This window comes from Autumnicola tepida, from assembly GCF_031846485.1.
Classification (GTDB): domain Bacteria; phylum Bacteroidota; class Bacteroidia; order Flavobacteriales; family Flavobacteriaceae; genus Autumnicola; species Autumnicola tepida.
This window is the reverse complement of sequence record NZ_JAVRHQ010000006.1, coordinates 35857-56104: the sequence shown is the minus strand read 5'-3', so window position 1 is coordinate 56104 and position 20248 is coordinate 35857. Positions and strand designations below refer to the sequence as shown.

The window sequence follows — 20248 nt, the reverse complement described above, 5'->3', positions numbered from 1 at the left end:
TTTTATTTTTTGGGTTATTTATTAATTTTTTTCTTTACCAATCCACATTTTAGCATTTTTTCGCCAAAATAATGGTTAAATTTCTTTGACATTGGCATACCAATAGGCAGTTCATTGCTAAAGGCCAACGGGCAGAATTTTTTGTAAATCGCACCTCCAGACAGGGCGTCTTCAAACATAGGCCCCTCCTTTTCCGTAAACTGAAAAACTTTCTGACTTCTTCTATATTTTCAGCTTCGGCTATCTGTTGTACGAGCTTTTTCATTTCCATTCGTTCCTCCCCAAACGATCCTGCCATATCCTTGCTAATAGATTTTGCTTGGCTCTTATCGCTTTCTGTCAATGCCATTTTTTCCAGATAGTTATGCCATGTTCTACCGGTCATCACATCTACAATAAAATCTTGGTCTGCAAAGTCGGTAGTCATTTTTTCTTCTTTCCTCACCTATTAAGGTGTATCAATTATGACAGTCTGCTTTTCCTTACATCCTCTAAATGCTATTAGCACATGTCATCTTCATCCAGACAGGCATCTGCACAATAATTGCAATGTAATACGCAGTTGTTCAATGCTTCAATCAATTTTGAACTTTTCATAGGTTCCATATTTAAATTAATAATAAATTACTTTGTTGAAATTAGAAAATGGTATTAGTTATAGACAAGCTTTGATACTTGCGCTCTTAGTGTTTTCCATCATATATCATTGTTTTACTTTTCTCATATTCTTCCTCTCTTATTTCTCCTTTGGCATATCTTTCATCCAAAATTTTAATAGCCTCCTTACGCTTTTTCTTCTTTCTGCCCGCGTAAATAAAAATAGAAAGAACTATAACCCCAATTAAAATCAGCCAATCCCATTTGTTGTAAACCATTCCCTTTACTTTTAAAATCTTAGAGAAAGCCCACCACCCGGACCAAAGCGGTTATCATAACTTCCCATTAGCGAAAAATTCTTGGATAAGAAATATTCTATACCGGTACTCCAGGTAATTTCTTTTTTAAAATTATCCCCTTGTGGCAACTCATCTACCCATCCAAAATCGGCCTGGTACTCGTAGGTTCCAAACAGAATGGTCCTTGGGAAGATCGCTATGGCACGACTTAAACTTATCTGTGGCCGCAACTTACTGTCCATACGAACATCAAGGGTAAAAAGGTAAGGGGTAAGGTAGCGTATACCTGCAATGGCGGTCGTATTTATTTCCTCCAGGCTGTCCTCCATTCCATTTTCAATATTCACACCACCAAAAACGGTCAAATAATCATATAGATACCTGTCATAAGCCGCTTCTACTTCCAAATTTTTGTTCCATCCGTATTCAGCTCTCAGGGAAAACTGGTTGCGTATGTTTGAACTTACCAAGTTCAATGCGGTCATATTGGATGCGGCATCCACCATCCCCCAAGAGTAGTACTGATCGGTCTCATCAATAAGTTTGGACACAGGATATTCTTCCATCCTAGGGTCACGTGGCGTACCATAGCTTACTATGCGGGACATTCCGCCCACCAAATGGTATAGAATATGGCAATGGAAAAACCAGTCGCCGTATTCATTGCCATAGAATTCAATGGTTATCCTTTGCATAGGCGGTACATTCACCGTGTGTTTCAGGGGGGAATATTCACCGTTCTCGTTGATGACCCTAAAGAAATGCCCATGCAGGTGCATAGGGTGGTGCATCATGGTCAGGTTATTGAAGGTAATCCGGGTTACCTCGTCCCCCTTTATCTTGATTTTATCCGCTTCGGAAAGGGGCACACCGTTCATACTCCAGACATACCGTTGCATATTCCCTGTAAGATTCAACAGGATTTCGGTTACCGGCACATCGGGATCATAGTTAGTCTTTTCAGGTGATTTTAGGTAATCATAGTTGTATTCTGAAAACATACCCATGCCCTGCATACCGTTCTTTTTATCCATTTTCATACCATCCATTCCAGTCTGTTTCTTCATTTCGGAATCCTTTTCCATATCCATTTTTGCCATTTTGGAATGGTCCATCTGCATGGAATCCTTTTCCATACCCATTATATTTGACTTCTCCCTGTTCATATTGCCCATACCTTCCGATCCGGCATTGGGAGCCATATCGTTCATACCTTCCATCTTCATGGTACCGTCCATTTGCATTCCCCAATCCTCGGCCATTTTATAGGGGTCTATCTTACCGGGCCTAAATTTTAATGCCGGGGCGCCCATTCTCATCTTCATCTTTGCCATTTGCTGCATCATCCCTATTTTATCCGGCTTGGGAACGTCCGGGGCAGCAACGATCGGGCCCTGACCCAGATAGGCGGTTGCGGTACCGGAACCATCCTGGGCCATAATCTTGAATTCCAACTTGCCAGTTTCCGGTATGGTCACGATATAATCGTAGGTTTCTGCAACCGCAATAAAAGTTTTGTTCTTTCTTAAGGGAACAACGTCCTTGCCATCGGCTGAAACCAATTGTGGGTCTTCCCCACCAAAGGTCATCCAGAACGAGGTGGATGCAGAACCATCGATAATGCGCAGACGGACTTTCTCCCCGGGCTTGAACTCGGGATATTCGACCTTTTCCTTTCCATTGATCAGAAACGCGGGATAGTAAATATCCGCTATATCCGCACTTTCCATGCGTTGCCTCCAGAAATTAAATTGGGCGCCCAGAGCACCTCTTTTGATGACCTGGTTCAACGGTGTGGCCGTTCCCTTCCTGATGTTGTACCATTCCGTGCCACGTTTTAAAAATCGCATTACATCCCTGGGTTTCTCATTGGTCCAATCTGAAAGAAGTAGTACCAGTTCCTTGTCATACTCCAAATCTGTTTCTTCCTTTGGCTGGATAACAATAGGGCCATAAACACCACTTTGTTCCTGAAGCATGGTATGGGAATGGTACCAATAAGTACCGTTTTGCTTAATTTCAAATTCATATTTCAGGGTTTCTCCGGCTTCAATGGGGGGTGTGGACAGATAAGGCACCCCATCGTAGAAATTGGGCAAAAGAAGGCCGTGCCAGTGTATCGATGATTCTACGCTCATCTCGTTCTTGACATAGATTACTGCGTATTCACCTTCATTAAATTCAAGTGTCGGCCCTGGTATCTGACCATTTATGGTCATTCCCATAACCTCTTTGCCCGCCTTGTTTACGGCTTCTTCCCGCAGTGTAAGGGTATATTCCCTTATGGGTAGGTTATCTACATTCCCTTCTAACGAAGGTTCAGTTTGGGCTATTCCTAAACTTGTAGTCAGAAACACAACAAGCAAAGTGATTTGTCTAATCATAAAGTGCATTTTTATTGATTTAGTAGCTTATTGTGATTAATCCTCATACATTTAAGTATTTTACATACTTTTTTTATACTGGTATATTGTGTTTTCATTTATTTGAATTTATCAAAGAATATTAATTAGAAAATCTTGGACAGCTTTTAGAATAATCCAAACCAAAAAAGGTGTGAATTGATTGGAGCGAGATTATCTCCTCTATGATATAATTAGATTGTTAAATAAAGAGATTGGTTTAGTGGATTCTATTACGAGAATACAGTAATATAAGCACATCCCGGAAATCCAGAAGTGCTTAAAAAACCCAGATAGTTTTCGGGCTCTTTTCTAAAAATCAAATTAAATAAGTCTCGTAGAGTATCTGAACGTCCCGTTCAATAAAGGGGGGCGAGTAATCCTTGAAGGGAACGATGTTTTCATCAAGTCCCTCGAAAAGATTTACATAAGTATAGAAGAATGTGGCAAAAAAGGTCTGTTGCTCAAAAATAAGGTTGTTGAATGCTATTTTAAGGTCATCGCTGCCTTCCTTCACGATTTTTTGGTCAGAGCAACATGATTTTTTATCAATAGAAGGGTTCTGACAAGGCTTACTAAGCTGGTTACGATAGCTATCGACCTCCATTCCACAGCTTTCCGCCTTGGAAAAGAAACTAAAATCAATCAAAGAGTTTCCGCAATAATGTATATTTAGCGTAAAGGACATTATAGTTGATACAACCACAAATGCCATCAAAACAGATATTATTTTGTAAAAAACTTTTTTCACAAATGTAAAATTACGAAATTTTAACAGTAACTACTCGGTTTAACAAAATTTTAATGGGACCTCACATCCTTCAGGAGACGAACATTTAGAAAACTCAAATAATACCCGGGTATTGTAACCTATTTCTTTACTAAGTATGACTAACTCATTAGAAACAACCTAAAACTGAAAATCATCGTTGATCGAGGTTTACCTAACCAATTTCCCTGTATCAAAACTTTAAGAAATTTCTCCCTTTGTTGTTTGAATCCGATTGCCAGGGTTGAACAAGATCCTGCTACAACAGAAATCTCAAAATCCTACATCTATCTACGAGAAAATTTTTTGCAAAGCATCCCTTATCCCTGGCGTAAATTCATAATAAATAGCGCTAACTTATAGGTAGAAAATTTTGCAAGTATCCCAATATCCCGGTTGTCTGTGACAATTTTAGTTTAGGTCTTAAAATTACTAAGATCGCGTTCTACACCATATCCAGGGTGCAGATAATTAAACTGTATTTAAATTTCTTTGTGGTTTCAATTCTATCATCTCGAAAAGGTTTGTAGTCCCTGCAAACACCTATTAAATTTATGCTTATAGTGTTCCTCTTCAAACTCTTCTGTACTTTGCCTGCAGGACTATTTACATTACAATGCTTAACTATCGAATCTCTTTCAGGCTCAGGCTTTAGTCATTACTTTTTCATTCAAATAGGGCAACAATTTAGCCTCTAAAAAGACTTGTGCTTACAGGTGTTTTAAAACGGTGCAATCTTACTTCAAAATTAACAGAGGAAGGTTTGAATGAAAAACCAACTCTTTCCTGAATCCTTTATTAAACAACTTTTCAAAAAATCCGTGGTCGCGATAAATCAGCGTCAAAACATCGATTGAATTTTGCCAATAAAATTTGGAAATCTTTTCTTGAGGATCAGCATCGTTAAAACAATGGAATGCAACGATCTCCGTATTGAGGATTTTCGAGTAATATTCATTAACTTCCTTTTCATTAATTTCCTTTTCATCGTTTTCTGAAAAATGAATCAGGGAAATACAGGCATCCAAAGTTTTTAAAAGTTTGGCAAAGAAATCCGGTTTAAAAGAAATTTCAAAAAAATTGTCCTTATCCAGGGCCAAGCCAATATTCTTAATATTATATGACTCTATCGTTTCAGGAATAACCAATACCGGACAAGGGGCATTACGACTAACTTTTTCACTAAGGGTGCCCATAAAAAATTCTTCAATGGAAGAATCAATACCTTCAGTGCCCATAAGTATCATATCGACATTTTCATCTTTTGCCGTTTGACAGATAAATTTTTCAATGGCACCTACTCCCATAATCAATTTATAATTTTCAGTTTGGAATTCCGGATAATTTTCAAGGAATTCTTTTATTTTATTACGATAATATTCTTCATACGAGGGAAAATTATCTGGTACCGGATAAGTCATGGTTCCCACCCCCACAAACCCGTTGGAAGGTATGGGAGCAGTGTAGGCATGAGCGATAATCATTTCTACATTAAGCTTGCGGGCTAACATCAACGCATAACTAATAGCTGTTGCAGCAGCCTGCGAAAAATCTATTGGAATTAAAATTTTGGTAAGTTTCATATTTCAAAGTTTTTGTATGTTAATAATTATAATGAATTTGGCATTCGATATTTATAGGGATTTTCTTATTGTTCAATGATGACATCGATTTATGTGATTTCTATGAGACCTTTTATTTATCCTCCAAGGTCATAGAACCATTCTTCGGCTTTCATAATTCCTTTTTTTATGGCGTCCTCCCTGGTGTAATCCTCTTCCATCACCAGATTTTTAGCAATTTCGAGAGCTTTCTTTTTTACTAAAGGATGGAGACCGTCCAAACGAGCATTAAATTCTTCAAACGTCCATTGCATAAATTTTATCCATTTGGGCTGAATCATATTTTTCTATTGTGCATTTCAGCCTTCGTTATACCTCGTTCAAGAGCTTCTTCTTTGGAGCAGTTTTTATTTGAATAAAAACCTACTGCATATTTTACTGCTGCTACCCTTATATTCTCATCCAATTGATTGAGCCTTTCCTGATAGTCTTTGAACAAATCTTCCATAATTTTTAAAACAATTTTAATACGAAAAAAACCATTACCATTAAATATACAATATATGCTGCATCAAAGGCGAAAATTTGCCAGCGGGTAAATCCGTGCTGTTCCTTGCTCTGATGAATAAATAATGAATATAACAAGGGCATTAAACCCACAAAAGCCAGGTTTACCCAATAAAGTTGAAAATCCTCAATCGGGGTGGTTACTAAAGCAAGCGGAAAAAAGGCCAGTGTCATAGTTACGGCATTATCTGCAATCACACTGGTGGTGCCCGCTGTCACCTCGCCCCCTTTTACCACGCTCCAGGTCTTAAAAATTTCCGGTGCCGTGGTCATTATGCCCGTGATAAAAAGGCCACCCACGATTTCAGAAATGCCCAAGACAGAAACGATATTTTCAGTTGCCTTAACAATAAAAAAGGCACCGGTCGCAATGGCAATGGCCCCGGCAATCGATAACAAGACCTGTTTTTTGTTCCATTCTACATTTTTGCCCTTTTCCTTGCCTTTTACTATGGCGTGGGCCAGGAATGCAATATATGCACCCAGCATAATCCACCCGTCTATTGGTTGTAGCCCGCGCCAGGGCTTTGGCAAGGTCAAAATGGCAACAAGGGCGATAATGCCCAGATAGGGAAGGGACAATACTGCAACCGAACGTTTGTTTAACGCCAAAATGTTTTTATCACGATGTTCTTGATGTTCCTTGTTGTTCTTGAACTGTTTCCTTGAAGCAAAATAAGCTATGGTCACCATCAAGGGAATGGAAATAATATTGGAACCCAACAAATTGCCCAGGCCAATATCGGAAACGTCCCGTGCCGCACTTGCAATGTTTATGGCAACTTCAGGGCTTGCCGTGACAATGGCAAGGAATGCGGCACCTGCAGAAGCGGTAAGGCCCCATTGCTTGCGGAGCAACTTCAAAGGGGTCAACAATCGGTCCGCACCCCAGTGGGCGGCCCAGGCCGCTAATCCCAATATTACTACCCAAAGCCAGACATTCATCGTATATAGTTGTTTAAAATTGTTCTGTTAGCATTCGTATATTCAAATGTTTATTATTTGAGTTTTTTTGTCTTGTGATGTTTTTTATGAAAAACCAGGAGTAAAAGAACTCCCGTACTGATCCAAACATCCGCTGTATTGAATACAGGGTCGAAAAACGTAAAATGATCCCCGCCCCAAAATGGCAACCATTCCGGAAGCCTGGTGTCTATAATCGGAAAGAACCACATATCGACCACATTACCGTTTAAAAATCCCGAATAACCACCGCCCGACGGGAATATTCCCGCAATATTTTGAAGTGCCGGGTCACTTTTTTCAAAAATCATTCCGTAGAAAGCTCCATCAATCAAATTGCCTAGCGCACCTGCGTATATAAATGCTGCACTGATTAAAAAAAACTGGGCATATCCCTTCTTAATCATCTTATGGATATAAAAAGTTCCCAATATGATCGCTGCCAACCGGAATAAAATTAAAACAACTTTGGCCAGATAACCATCGCCAAACTTGAATCCCCAGGCCATCCCGGAGTTTTCCAAAAAATGTAACCGAAACCAATCCTGGCCAAACACATAATATTCCTCTCCATAATAAAAATTAGTCTTAACCAATATTTTTATTGTCTGGTCTATGGCCAACAATAGTAAAATCAGCAGGATTATAGTTCTTTTCTCCACAATTGGTTTGTTGCCATTTGATACTATTTGATGTTGTACATTCAAATTATTTCGACAATTTTAAAATTCTAATGGCCCCGCGCATCACAAAGGCAAACACAACACCCCCTATGACCAAATCGGGCCATTTACTGTCCAAAAAATAAACCAGCACCCCTGCCAGTATTACCCCGCCGTTCACAATAATGTCGTTTGAGGTAAAGATGGCACTTGCCTGCATATGCGCCTCCTTACTCTTGGCCTTGTTTATTAGCCATAGAGAGACCAGATTACCAATAAGGGCGAAAATAGAAACGACAATCATCCACTGAAACAAAGGGGTCTCACTACTGCTCAAAAACCTTCTCAACACCTCAGAAAATCCCAGCAGGGCCAACGCCATCTGAAAATAGCCACTGAATTTCGCCACTTCCTTTTTTCTGGTAATAGCACCGCCTACGGCAAAAAGGCTCAAGGCATATACAATGGAATCAGCCAACATATCCAGTGAATCGGCAATAAGACCCATCGAGGAAGAAATCCAACCCGTGGTCATTTCGATAACGAAAAAACCAAAATTAATGTACAAGACCCACCAGAGTATCTTCTTTTGTTTGGTCTCGTCTTCGGCAATAGGTGTTTCCGCCTTTTCTGTTCCCAAAAGTTTTTCCCCCAGCTTTAATTCCCCCAATACGGTGTTTACTTCCTGAGCATTCCCCTTATGGTATACATCTAATTTCCTATTTGGAATGTCAAAATCCAGATATTTGATTTGAGGGTTTGACTCAAGTTTCATCCTTATCATCTGTTCTTCAGAAGGGCAGTCCATTTGGGTAACCTTAAAAGTGCTTTTATTCATATTTCCTTATTTACCGTATCCTATGCAGAGTTTTAATATTTTTATTTTTTTGTTTTACCGGCGAGCTTAAAAATAAAATAAGTACGCCTATTAAGGCCGCGATAGAGGAAGCGATCAAAATGCTTATTTTTGAAACCTTTACCAGCTCTGGATTGGTAAAAGCCAGGTTGGTTATAAACAGGGACATGGTAAAACCAATCCCGGCAATCATTCCAACCCCCAAAATATGTTTCCATTTTAAAGAACTATGAATGGAAGAAACACCTATTTTCTGTCCAAGCCAGGTGAAGAGACTAATACCAGTTACTTTCCCAACGGCAAGCCCGGCGATTACCCCTAAACCCAAGGAACTGGAAACAACTTCTAAAAAACTTACATCTAACTTTACCCCGGCGTTGGCAATCGCAAATATTGGGATAATAAAAAAAGCATTAAAGTCGATAAGGGAGTTCTCTAATTTTAGCAACGGAGGCCTTGAATTCTCAGTATCTTTTTTGATTGCTTTTAGAATTAGGCGTTGCTTTATATCCTGAAGGGGATTTTTAGTTTCAATATCTGCTTCTTCCAACTGACCCAGATTCCGGGTGGTTCTATCCTTAAGGTGTTTACTGTCCAGTTTAGGCCTTACGGGAATGGTAATAGCAAATAACACTCCCGCAATGGTGGGATGGACACCTGAATTCAGAAAAAAGTACCATAGTACAATTCCACCTGTAATATACCATAACAGGTTCTTAACCCTAATTTTATTTAGTACCAAAAGGCCAACAAATATTCCGAGGCCACCAACCAGATAAAACCAGCTTATTTGACTGCTGTAAAAAAGGGCTATAACCAGAATGGCACCCACATCATCTGCTATTGCCAATGCCACCAAAAATATTTTCAACTGAGAAGGTATTTTTTTTCCCAAAAGACCAATAATGCCAAGGGAATAGGCTATATCCGTAGCCATTGGTATTCCCCATCCCCTTATATAAGCTGTTCCTGAATTAAAACTTGCGAATATCAGGGCAGGAACTATCATACCTCCTAATGCTGCCAGAAGTGGAGAAGACGCTTTTTTAAAGGATGATAATTCCCCTACCAGGACTTCCCTTTTCAATTCCAAACCAGCAACCAGAAAGAAAATTGCCATCAGGCCATCATTGATCCATTCTTCAATAGTTAGCCCAAAATTAAAATGTTCTGAGAATTCAATTACAAACTCATCTTTAAGATAATGGTGGTACATCTCCGAAAATTGGGAATTGCCCAAAAAAAGGGCTACGATAGTAGCAATAATCAAAAGGATGCCGCCCGCCGTTTCCCTATCGAGAAACTTCTGTGCGGTTTCCCTCACATAAGCCAACGCTGACTGTGCTTTTTGGGGTTCATTCATAGTAACATCTTTTTCCTTATTCTCCATTCCAAAATTTATATATGCAACGCCCGGTCTTCGGTAGCGGCCAAGCAGGCTTCCTTAAAGGTTTCTGAAAATGTGGGGTGTCCGTGGGACATCCGTGCAATATCTTCTGCCGCTGCCCTGAATTCCATCGCTACGACAGCTTCCGTATAACTATCGGCTATGCGCGGACCTATCATATGAACGCCCAAAATCTCATCGGTTTCCTTGTCCGCAATCACTTTTATAAAGCCGTCCGTGTCCATACTTATCTTGGCCCTTGCATTGGCCTTGAAAGGAAATGAGCCCGTTTTTATTGCTCTACCTGCTTCCTTAAGTTCCTCCTCGGTAAGGCCCACGCCGGCCACTTCCGGTTGTGTATAGACAATGTTTGGTATGAGGGAATAATTGATATGCGGCTTTTGTCCCGCAATGCGTTCGGCTACAAAAACACCTTCTTCACTGGCCTTATGGGCGAGCATCGCCCCACGGACTACATCTCCTATGGCATAGACCCCTTTTATATTGGTTTCCAGGTTGTCATCTACCTTTATTTGTCCTTTGTCGTTGGTTGCCACTTCCAGGTTTTCGAGGCCCAGATTGTCGGTATATGGTTTTCTGCCTATGGCCATTAGGCAAAGGTCTCCTTCCAACTGCATTTCCTTGTCGTCTTTCCTGTTCTGTGCGGTAAGGCTTACTTTACCTTCTGCTGCCACAGCTTTTGTGACCTTGTGCTCCAGATAGAAATCAATATCCTGTTTCCTTAGGGACCTGTACAATTGATGCCCTACAGATTTGTCCATTGTATAGATAAGCCCATCGAAATACTCTACGATGGAAACCTTTGAGCCCAACCTGGCGAAGACCGAACCTATTTCGACCCCAATGACACCACCTCCAACGACCATCAATTGTTTGGGGATTTCTTTGAGGGCAAGGGCTTCCGTAGAGGAAATAATCCTTTTTTTATCTATTTCTATGTTGGGCAGTGATGCGGGTTTTGACCCCGTGGCGATGACCATCTTATCGGTTTCTATGGTTTGTGTTTCGTCCTCGCCCTTAATTTCAATGGTGTTCTTATCCTTGATAGTTCCGTGGCCTTCATAAACGGTAACCTTGTTCTTTTTCATCAGGTAGGCTACCCCGTTGATGATTTCCCCCACGACATCCTGAACCCTTTGGTTCATTTTTGCAATATCTATATTCGCCTCCTTGACACCAATGCCAAAATCCTCGAATTGGTGTTTGAGCTTGTGGTAATGTTCCGAGGCTTCCAGCCAGGCTTTTGAAGGGATGCAACCCACGTTAAGGCAAGTGCCGCCGAGGGTGCTGTACCTTTCGATTATAGCCACCTTAAAGCCCAGTTGTGCCGCACGTATGGCACACACATAGCCACCGGGACCGGAACCAATAATTGATATATCATATTTTTCCATTGTTATATTTTTTTGGTTAAATAAGGTGGAAGAACCTTGAACTTGACTCTTGGGAGCAAGGGTTCAAGGTTCTGGATCTCCCACCTCTTATTTTTCCTTACATTTTACACATATTCCTTTTAATACCAGGTTGACATCGTTTATTTTATAATCACTTGGTAAACTTTCTTCCGGTATTTTATTTGGCAAACAGATTGTTTTCTTACATTCGGTACAATGAAAGTGCAGATGTAAATCCGTACCGTATTTACTTTTTGTATTTTCACCGGAAATCGCAAATTTTGCTACTCCGGTTCCATCATTAATCTGATGAATTAGTCCTTTATCCTCATAGATTTTAAGGCTGCGATAAAAAGTCGTTCTGTTTGCTGTTTTATTGGTTTCGCTCTTTTTAGCAAAGACCTTTTTTAAATCGGAAAAGGACACGGCACTTTGCTTCCTTCTCAGATACCTGTATATCTTGGACCTCATTTGAGTAGGGCGAATACCGTGACTGGATAATATTTTTTCCGTTTTGTTCATTTTTAATGTTGATTCAAAGGTAGCCTCCTTTACTAAGTTTATTTCTTGAATGCTAAAAGCCGAAGCGCATTACCTACCACTACCAATGTAGAACCTTCGTGGATGGCCACCGCGATACCAATACTGGCCCAGCTCATTATCGTGGCCGGTATGAGCAACGCTACCACGCCAAGGCTTACCCACAGGTTCTGCCTAATAACGGACTTGGCTTTTCTGCTCAGCCCTATGGCAAAGGGTAGTGTTTCCAGTTTGTCCGCCATCAGCGCTATATCTGCAGTCTCCAGGGCTACGTCGCTGCCTGCAGCACCCATGGCGATACCTACCGTACTGTTTGCCATAGCCGGGGCATCGTTTACCCCATCCCCCACCATAGCCAGTTTGTTCTCCTGTTCAGATAATTTTTTGATGGCCTCCACTTTTTCTTCGGGCAGCAGGCTACCACGGGCTTCTGTCAGCCCGATTTCCTCCGCTACTGCATCGGCAACTTTCTGGTTGTCGCCCGTAAGCATGATCATCTTCTTGATACCTATTTCCTTTAGTTGCGAAAGGGTTTCTCTGGCCTTTTCCCGTGGGGTGTCCATAAGGCCCAACATTCCTATAAATTCATCGCCCCTTTTTATTAGCATCGTGGTCTTTCCTTGGCCTTCAAGGTTTCTTACCTTTTCTGAGACTTTATCGGGGACACCATCATCTATATCCTCAAAGAGTTCCAGATTGCCTATAAAGACCGGGCTTCCCTGATAGCTCGCCTTTATACCCTTGCCCTGTATGGCTTCCAGGTCATTGGCATCAGGTATCTTGTTGTCCTTTCCCAGCAGTTCCATACCGTCCCGTACCACGGCTTTCGCCAAGGGATGGTCGCTGAGTTCTTCCACCGCGACAGCAATTTCCAAAAACTCCTTTTCCTCAATGTTGCCTATAGTTTTCACATCGGTGAGTTTTGGTTTTCCCTCGGTAAGGGTACCCGTCTTGTCAAAAGCCAGTGCGGTAAGTACCCCTAGGTCTTCCAATGGGCGACCACCTTTTATCAAAACCCCGCCCTTTGCAGCCCTTGCCACACCACTCAATACTGCAGAAGGCGTAGAAATGGCCAGCGCGCACGGACTTGCAGCTACCAATACCGCCAGAGAACGGTAGAGGCTCTCGCTCCAGGTCTCATCGATGACCAAAAAGGCGAAGTTCAAGAGAATGACCAGTATGATGACCGCCGGCACATAGTACCGCTCAAATTTATCGGTCAACAACTGGGTAGGCGATTTTTGCTCTTGAGCCTCCTGCACCATCGTGACCAGGCGGTTAAGGGTCGAGTCCTTGGCCTCTTTGATTACCTTTATCTCCAGGGTATTGTTGCCGTTGATAGTCCCTGAGAACACACGGCTTTCATCGGGTATATCGCTCTTTGCGGTATATTCTTTACCGGTATTCTCTATCGGTGTTTTGTCCACCGGAACGCTCTCCCCGGTAATGGGCGACTGGTCCACACTACTTTTACCCTTTATGATGACTCCATCGGCGGAAATCTTGCTGTTAGGCCTCACCATGATAATGTCACCCACCTGTAGTTCTTCTATGCTCACCTCCACGGTATCGTCATCCTTTTTAAGCAGGGCCGTTTTGGGGGCGAGGTCCGTTAATGCGGCAATGGATTTTTGGGCTTTAGCCATCGCGTAGTGTTCCAGGGCGTGCCCTAGGCTGAACAGAAAGAGCAGCAAAGCCCCCTCTGCCCATTCGCCCAGATAGGCTGCACCCGCTGCCGCGACCAGCATTAGGAAATCGATTTCAAACTCGCCCTTGGCCACTTTGGTAACAGCCTCCTTCAAGGTGAAAAAGCCACCAAAAAAGTAGGCGGCCAGATACAGGCCAAAGGGAATATTGTCCGAAATTCCGGTGAATTTTTCCAACAGGAAACCTGTAATTAGCGTGGCCCCACTCAAAATGGCAAAATAGAGTTCTGTGTTTTTGCCGAGGATACCACCGTGGCTATGCCCGTGGCCGTCCTTTTTGCCTTGTTCGTTGTTTTCTTCCATAATTAAATACTTTTTTGATGAGGGCGTTTAATCCATTCAAGTGCATTTTCTTTATTGGTCTTTTCAAAAAATTTTACTTCCGAACCGGTAAAAAAATCAGTTGCCTTCGCGGCCCATTCCTGCCATTTTTTATTGCCCACAAAGGCCATCTTACCGTAATCTCCCAAGTGTGCTGAATCAATCTTTAGGTCTTCCCAGAATCCTTTAAGGGTATAACCTACAAAATCTTCTATTTCAAAATAAAAATCCACTTTATGGCCTTTTTCTATGATATTATGAATGAGCGGGTGCAGCTTGCGCATATCCTGTTCCGTAAGTTTTCCGCTGATTTTAGCGGCAATAAGATTTTCCTCTTCTAAGTTTATTATCTGTAGCATTTTTATAAATTTTAGTCAATCTAAATAAAATAACCGTGCAAAGGGTGTGCAATTATCCCGGTGCGAACGCCCCCACACACTGGACCACGTTTAATTGTATTGTGTCCCATTACAAGGTTGGCATAAAATACACCCCGTATGGTTTTTACTATTCATTTCATCGTTTTTTCTTTTTAAAAAATGGAAAATGATGGGAAACCAGCAGGAGTATAATCAGAAAGGCACCAGTTATGCCGATTAGGTACATTCCGTATCCTATTGCAATACCTATTCCGGCAGTGGCCCAGATGGTAGCTGCGGTTGTTAACCCCGATATAGAATGCTTGACGCTGTCCCTAAAAATGATACCTGCTCCCAAAAACCCAATCCCCGAAACAATATTTGCGACAATCCTGGTTTGGTCTGCCACTTCAATATGCGTATTGATGATGGTTAATAGTGCCGCTCCCAAACAAACGGAAGCATAGGTTCTTATGCCAGCGTCGTGACCATGAATTTCACGGTCAAGCCCAATCAAGAAACCTAGTAACAAGGCAACCAATAATCTGGGAATCAGCGTTATTTCAGTTTGCAAATCCATATCATAAAACGTAATATGTTTCAGGTTTCTTTTTCTCGGGTATATCCTTATCGCCCGTCATTTCCTTCAAATTAATTTCTATTGTTTGTGCCAGATCGGTCATAGGCGTATCCATTGGATTATTTTCGAAGGGGTCCTGCATTAAAATTGATGTTTTTTCAATAGCTATAAAGATCAAAGGGATAGCGATGGTAAGACCAATTTCCACAGAGAGGTAGTTGTCTGACAGGCCGAAAGGCAACATTGTTGCAAATACATAAATGATCAGGTGTATCAAAAGGCTATGTGCCTTAGGAAAAACTGTGTTTTTGATCCTTTCACATTTGCCCATTGAATCGCAGAGGCGCGCTATCGTGCTATCAATTTGCACCTGTTGGAATTTATTGATCACCTTATCGTTAAGGGCTCCTGATAAGGCTACAGAATGTTTTAGCAGAATGGCATTCGGCACATTTTGATCATTAATGTCCTGAACTTTTAGATAGCCAGCTACCTTAGGGGAAAAGTCCACTTTCCTTAAGGACTCACCCAGTGCATAGCACCACACAATTTGTCGTAAAACTATTTCTTTGATCCTAAATTCATACTGGTCATCCTTCTTATCATAAAAGGTAATGCTCTGTCGTACCAAAGTACGAGAGTCGTTAACAATGGCTCCCCAGATAATCCTGGCTTCCCACCAGCGTTCATAGGCCTGGTTTGTCCGAAACCCTAGTAACAAGGCTACGGCTGTCCCAAAAACCGCAGTTATACCTATTGGAATGGATATCCTGGATAAAAACCCATACTGGTCCAAAATGCCTACTGCAACGGCATAGATCACAATTAAGACAATGTCGAATTTTATATATTTTAAAAAGGAAAATATCGATATTCGTTTATTTAGGAGCATAACTGTTGGTTGAGGCTTGAATGCCAGTTCGATTGAAAATATTTTGATCGTATGTCGGCTTTTAAACCATATTCTATTCCCAGGAAAACTGAAAAATGGAAATACCTATAATCAATGAAGGTCCTTGTTCCCGTATTAGTTGAAATTTTATGGGAAAATAGTTTTTGTAGCATTTCCATGATTGGCATTTTTTTAAAAATTAATTATCCAGTTTGAGGACCATCTGTGCAAATTCAATTTGAAGCCCTCCCTCGATTCCTTTCAGCAAAACGTCCAGGCCGGTGCCCGCTGCGTCAATTTCACCCCTGGCGCTTATCAAACAAGACATTGCCATAGACTGGTCAATATGTGTTATAGTCCCCTTTAAATTGGATTTAAACGACCTATCCCTGTAATTAACCCTGATTGGCCAGTTAAATGAAATGGGATCGTGCCGCCTGGACAAAAAGTCTTCGGAAGGAACAGATCCTGTAAACTCTATCAATAAGGGTTCTTCCTGTCTTTCCAGCGTAGCTTTGATTATGGGGTTGTTGGTAACTAGCGTTTTTAGGTCAAGTACTCCATTCACCACTTTTGAACCATAGTCCAGGTTTAAAGCCAATTTATGGCTTTCGGCCTTATAGGTTTTGCCAGTTACCAGTGCCATCATCTCAATGTGGCCTTCTTTGGTCCTGTAAACGTTTTGGGCGTTCGCTTTTGGCATACCAAACAGCAGAATGAGTAAAACAAAAAATTTCATTTGTAGCTATTCATTAGTTTAATCCTGTCCCGCAGTTTGGGCAAAATTTTGCCCCGATCGGCACGCTCTCCTTACAGTTACTACACGTGGACTTGCCTAAAGGTGAACCGCATTTTTGACAAAAGGCTGCATTTTCATCGTTTTTTTCACCACAGGCAGTGCAACATATCATTACTTTTGAACCTGAATTATCTTCCCTATTTCCATAACCACGTTTATTGTGATGCCCAAGGGAATGATGGTCTCTATATCCGGAGCCTCGAAACAAATATTTTAATAATCCCATATCAATATATTTTTAGTTTAATCTTTGATTACTCATTCAATGACCTGTCATCAGTCACTTTCAATCCATTTTTCAGCTTCTTTCTTTTGGTTTAAAGTGAAGTATTTAATGTGGGCATTGCTAAAAGGACTCATAAACCAGACAGCCCAACTCTGCCACTTTTTTTCACCAACCAATGCTATTTTTTCATACTCCTTTTCGTGGTCAACATCTTTAGTAAAATCTTCCCATAGGCCTTCTATATGCCAGCCTTGAAAATCGTTCATCTCTAAATACCACCGAATCTTTAATCCTTTTTCAAGAATACTATGGATAAGGGGATGTATTTTTTCAAGATCGTGTTGATTTAATTTACCACTGGCGACCGTGACAACCACATTCTCTCTTTTTATATCTGTAATCTGCAACATATATTAAATGTAATTTGAACAAACGTGCAACGTAAGTGCCACAGTTATTCCCGAAAGCCCCCTATGAAGTTACTTTAAATTATACTGAGCCTTTATACTATGTATAAATCCCAGAGCTGCTAGCAGAGCGAGTTCTCCTAGGGCAAATAGATAAATTTTATTTTTTATCCTTTAGCAGGAACGCCCTGCGTTTTTCGAACTCCTTTTCGTCGATTTCGCCGCGGGCGTACCGCTCCCTCAGGGCTTCAATTGCCCTGTCCTTTCTGTTTTTCTGTCCCGGTGTGGGGTAGGGAATTAAAAATATCCAGAAGATGAGGATTATCCATAAACCCCACCATATCCAGTGCATTCCCCCAAAATACCAATCGTCCATCATAATTTTCTAGATTTAAAGATTCATGTTTCAGTTACTATTACTATTGCTATTGCTTGCTTGTTCGAGCCAGTTGCTGGCCATGTTTCCATCTTCAGGGCCGAAATATTTTATATGGGCTTCGCTAAACGGTAATAATAATTCGGTAAACCGTTCCTGCCATATTTTATCGCCCACCAGGGCAATTTTTTTTAGCCGGTTGCTTTCGGGGAATAAAAAATCAGGACTTCCATCCGTGTTTTTCACCTCTTTTTTGAAATCCCCCATTTCCATATACCATTTGGCCTGCTTGTTCTTTTTCGTATGGTCCCGCAGGGAGTTGACCAGAGTGGCTGCATCTTCTGCATTGAGCCCTGAGTCTGCAATGGTATATATGATTTGGTCTTTTTTATATATTGCTATCATTGACCATATTTTAAAAAGTTATTTATTTCCAGGACTATTTTTAAAACCATTACATTTATGGCACACTCCTTTTACCACCAGATTGATATCTTCCGCCAGGTACCCTTGGGGCAGATTAATTGACGGTATTTTATGATCAGTCAAACAAACAGTTTCATTACAGTGGTTACAATGAAAGTGGATGTGTAAATCCTGCTCTACCTCACAGTGACAATCACTTTCACAAAGCGCATATTTAGGTATCCCTGTCCCGTCATCTATCTGGTGGACAATCTCACCAGCTTCAAAGGTGCGCATGGTTCGGGAAATAGTAGTACGGTTTGCTTTGCCAAAATTGTTTTCAATTTCGGTAAGGGTTATTGCCCGGTTCATCCTCGCCATAAATTTATAGATTAGGATACGCATGGCTGTAGGCCGGATATTTTGAGCTTCTAAAATTATTTCTACATCATTCATTTTCATTATGACTTGGCCCGAAACGCTTCAGGGATTCTCCGTTTTTTATTCGAAAAGCATCTTCAACATCGGAAAGATAAATGATCCCGTCCCCTGGGTCAGGGGTCTTGCCGTTTTCCGTGATGATATCGATTGCGGATTGCGCCTCTTCGTTCTGGCAGACGAGTTCCAGTTTTACCACCGGGCTGTCAGTCACGTGAAAATCAAGAGAGGGTTTGGCCCCCTTGGCCTTGAACGCCCCGGTGCCTTCTGCCTGTGAAATGGTCATACTTTTAAATCCCATTTCACTTAAGGCTTCAATTACCTTCTGAACCCTTTTTGGTTTTATAAATGCTTTGATTTCTTTCATTTTTATATTATTTAGGTTCCGTATTAAGGATGAACCCTTTGTAATTTTAATCAAGACAAACATTTTACAAAGAGTCCATCCATCATATTTTATTTATTAATGTCCATGGGAAGTTTGGCTCTTTTGCATTTCAGAAATCAGGTAATAGGCATTGTTATAAGCAACCAAAGCCCCTTCTGGTAAGGGTTCCAGCAATTTAATTTCAACCCAGCCATCTTCGTTTATCCCAGTTCTTACCTGCACTGGTTTTAGTTCCCACTCGGTTTTACCGTCTTCCTGATGTTTTTCAGCTATAAAGATGTAAGGATTTCCCTCTTCTTCTATTAATGCGTCTTCAGGTAAGGCGGGTACTGCTGCTTCCCCGGTACGGATTTTCCCATTTATATACATTCCCGGAATAAGGTAATCTTCCTTATTATCGATTTCAGCATGTACATGAACGGCTTTTGGATTCTGTTCAAATTGTTTGCCTACTGAATAGATTTTACCGGTAAGGTCGCTATCGGGAACGGATTCCAGGCTAAAAGAAATCTTTTGCCCTTCTTTCACCTTGTAAATATCTTTTTCAAAAACCATTAGATCGGCATGTACGTGCTCATTATCTACTATCATAAACATTCCGGTTTGGGGTTCTACATATTGACCCACCTGAACTTTCACTTTTTCTACATACCCGGCAATAGGGCTGGTTACCGGGACCTTTTCATAAAGGTCCCCATTCCTTACCTGTGTCGGACTTAAGTTTAATTGCCGAATTTGGGACTCATAGCCGGTTACTTCCCCTTTAACCGATTGGTAATCTGACCGGGTTTGCTGAAAAGTCTTACCTGAACCCACTTCAGCTTCATATAACCGTTTTTGCCTGTTAAACTCATCTTCTAAAAATTGCATTCGGTTAAATGCATTAATATAATCTGTTTGAATCCTGGTTAGATCGGGATGGGAGAGGTAAGCCAGTACCTGCCCTTTATTTACCTTATCCCCTTCAATAACTTTTATAGAGGTAACATTACCGCCCAGAATAGCGGTAACGGTAGCTTCGTACTGCGGGGGAACTTCCAGCTGACCATTAGCCTCCACAATTCCCGAAAGCGCTTTTTTGGGTAAGGTATCCACCTTTATCCCCAAACTATTGAATTTCAATTCTGAAAGGTGAACCGAACGCATCCCTCCCTCTTCTTCCGAGTGGCCTTCTTCTCCTTCCTCTTCCTCGTTGTGATCTTCCCCTGTCTCAGTATTTGAAGATGCTGTATCCTGAGAAGTGACTTCGCCTGTATCTGGGTTTTCTTTACATGCATACACCATGCTTAGTATTAGGGCAAGCATTATAAATTTTACTGATCTTGTTTTCAT

At 41.2% G+C, this 20248-nt stretch carries 25 protein-coding genes and 1 pseudogene; all 26 read right to left on the bottom strand.

Going from position 1 to position 20248, the window contains the following annotated elements; genetic code table 11:
• Positions 1 to 49 precede the first annotated feature (49 nt).
• Complete coding sequence (locus tag RM553_RS06930) at positions 50 to 427, bottom strand: hypothetical protein (RefSeq protein ID WP_311534224.1); 378 nt, start codon at positions 425 to 427, stop codon at positions 50 to 52.
• Between the two features lie 80 nt (positions 428 to 507).
• Positions 508 to 597, bottom strand: a pseudogene (locus tag RM553_RS19720) (four-helix bundle copper-binding protein); the annotation flags it as partial.
• 86 nt (positions 598 to 683) lie between these two features.
• Entirely contained in the window at positions 684 to 875 is a 192-nt protein-coding gene (locus tag RM553_RS06925; protein WP_311534223.1) for an LPXTG cell wall anchor domain-containing protein, read from the bottom strand.
• Between the two features lie 11 nt (positions 876 to 886).
• Positions 887 to 3280 (bottom strand): multicopper oxidase domain-containing protein, encoded by a 2394-nt coding sequence (locus tag RM553_RS06920; protein WP_311534222.1) that lies wholly within the window; start codon positions 3278 to 3280, stop codon positions 887 to 889.
• A gap of 337 nt (positions 3281 to 3617) precedes the next feature.
• Entirely contained in the window at positions 3618 to 4049 is a 432-nt protein-coding gene (locus tag RM553_RS06915; protein ID WP_432271452.1) for an HYC_CC_PP family protein, read from the bottom strand.
• Positions 4050 to 4804: 755 nt separating this feature from the next.
• On the bottom strand, positions 4805 to 5650 hold the full coding sequence (locus tag RM553_RS06910) for a universal stress protein (protein ID WP_311534220.1): 846 nt from the start codon (positions 5648 to 5650) through the stop codon (positions 4805 to 4807).
• 116 nt (positions 5651 to 5766) lie between these two features.
• Positions 5767 to 5970 (bottom strand): hypothetical protein, encoded by a 204-nt coding sequence (locus tag RM553_RS06905; protein ID WP_311534219.1) that lies wholly within the window; start codon positions 5968 to 5970, stop codon positions 5767 to 5769.
• The gene (locus RM553_RS06900) at positions 5967 to 6137 is read right to left on the bottom strand and encodes a hypothetical protein (protein WP_158091610.1); all 171 of its coding nucleotides are present in this window, start codon (positions 6135 to 6137) and stop codon (positions 5967 to 5969) included. The genes RM553_RS06905 and RM553_RS06900 overlap by 4 nt, the downstream gene beginning before the upstream one ends.
• A 5-nt stretch (positions 6138 to 6142) precedes the next feature.
• Positions 6143 to 7141 (bottom strand): sodium:calcium antiporter, encoded by a 999-nt coding sequence (locus tag RM553_RS06895; protein WP_311534218.1) that lies wholly within the window; start codon positions 7139 to 7141, stop codon positions 6143 to 6145.
• A gap of 53 nt (positions 7142 to 7194) precedes the next feature.
• Positions 7195 to 7866 carry a lipoprotein signal peptidase gene (locus RM553_RS06890; RefSeq protein WP_432271451.1) on the bottom strand — a complete coding sequence of 224 codons (672 nt, stop codon included), beginning with the start codon at positions 7864 to 7866 and terminating at the stop codon, positions 7195 to 7197.
• A 1-nt stretch (position 7867) separates the two neighbouring features.
• A complete protein-coding gene (locus RM553_RS06885) occupies positions 7868 to 8659 on the bottom strand; it encodes a cation efflux transmembrane domain-containing protein (RefSeq protein WP_311534217.1) in 792 nt (263 codons plus the stop codon).
• Positions 8660 to 8669: 10 nt separating this feature from the next.
• Positions 8670 to 10040: a Na+/H+ antiporter NhaA gene (nhaA, locus tag RM553_RS06880; protein ID WP_311534308.1), complete on the bottom strand. Its 1371-nt coding sequence runs from the start codon at positions 10038 to 10040 to the stop codon at positions 8670 to 8672.
• A gap of 35 nt (positions 10041 to 10075) precedes the next feature.
• Positions 10076 to 11479 carry a dihydrolipoyl dehydrogenase gene (gene lpdA / locus RM553_RS06875; protein WP_311534216.1) on the bottom strand — a complete coding sequence of 468 codons (1404 nt, stop codon included), beginning with the start codon at positions 11477 to 11479 and terminating at the stop codon, positions 10076 to 10078.
• Between the two features lie 87 nt (positions 11480 to 11566).
• Complete coding sequence (locus RM553_RS06870; protein WP_311534215.1) at positions 11567 to 12001, bottom strand: Fur family transcriptional regulator; 435 nt, start codon at positions 11999 to 12001, stop codon at positions 11567 to 11569.
• A gap of 38 nt (positions 12002 to 12039) precedes the next feature.
• Positions 12040 to 14028 carry a heavy metal translocating P-type ATPase gene (locus RM553_RS06865; protein ID WP_311534214.1) on the bottom strand — a complete coding sequence of 663 codons (1989 nt, stop codon included), beginning with the start codon at positions 14026 to 14028 and terminating at the stop codon, positions 12040 to 12042.
• Between the two features lie 2 nt (positions 14029 to 14030).
• Complete coding sequence (locus tag RM553_RS06860; RefSeq protein WP_311534213.1) at positions 14031 to 14405, bottom strand: SpoIIAA family protein; 375 nt, start codon at positions 14403 to 14405, stop codon at positions 14031 to 14033.
• A gap of 157 nt (positions 14406 to 14562) precedes the next feature.
• Positions 14563 to 14985, bottom strand: a complete 423-nt coding sequence (locus RM553_RS06855) for an MgtC/SapB family protein (RefSeq protein WP_083645710.1) — start codon at positions 14983 to 14985, stop codon at positions 14563 to 14565.
• A 1-nt stretch (position 14986) separates the two neighbouring features.
• On the bottom strand, positions 14987 to 15877 hold the full coding sequence (locus RM553_RS06850) for a bestrophin family protein (RefSeq protein ID WP_083645711.1): 891 nt from the start codon (positions 15875 to 15877) through the stop codon (positions 14987 to 14989).
• A 199-nt stretch (positions 15878 to 16076) separates the two neighbouring features.
• Positions 16077 to 16616: a hypothetical protein gene (locus RM553_RS06845; RefSeq protein WP_083645712.1), complete on the bottom strand. Its 540-nt coding sequence runs from the start codon at positions 16614 to 16616 to the stop codon at positions 16077 to 16079.
• Positions 16617 to 16629: 13 nt separating this feature from the next.
• Positions 16630 to 16788, bottom strand: a complete 159-nt coding sequence (locus RM553_RS19715) for a double zinc ribbon domain-containing protein (protein WP_432271453.1) — start codon at positions 16786 to 16788, stop codon at positions 16630 to 16632.
• 164 nt (positions 16789 to 16952) lie between these two features.
• Entirely contained in the window at positions 16953 to 17312 is a 360-nt protein-coding gene (locus RM553_RS06840; protein WP_311534212.1) for a SpoIIAA family protein, read from the bottom strand.
• Between the two features lie 157 nt (positions 17313 to 17469).
• Positions 17470 to 17688, bottom strand: a complete 219-nt coding sequence (locus tag RM553_RS06835) for an SHOCT domain-containing protein (protein ID WP_083645715.1) — start codon at positions 17686 to 17688, stop codon at positions 17470 to 17472.
• A 27-nt stretch (positions 17689 to 17715) separates the two neighbouring features.
• On the bottom strand, positions 17716 to 18090 hold the full coding sequence (locus tag RM553_RS06830) for a SpoIIAA family protein (protein ID WP_311534211.1): 375 nt from the start codon (positions 18088 to 18090) through the stop codon (positions 17716 to 17718).
• Between the two features lie 18 nt (positions 18091 to 18108).
• Positions 18109 to 18546, bottom strand: coding sequence for a Fur family transcriptional regulator (locus tag RM553_RS06825; protein WP_083646241.1), 438 nt, complete (start codon positions 18544 to 18546; stop codon positions 18109 to 18111).
• Positions 18539 to 18895: a P-II family nitrogen regulator gene (locus RM553_RS06820; protein WP_083646243.1), complete on the bottom strand. Its 357-nt coding sequence runs from the start codon at positions 18893 to 18895 to the stop codon at positions 18539 to 18541. Before RM553_RS06820 ends, RM553_RS06825 begins: the two co-directional genes overlap by 8 nt.
• Before the next feature lie 96 nt (positions 18896 to 18991).
• A complete protein-coding gene (locus tag RM553_RS06815; protein WP_236995831.1) occupies positions 18992 to 20248 on the bottom strand; it encodes an efflux RND transporter periplasmic adaptor subunit in 1257 nt (418 codons plus the stop codon).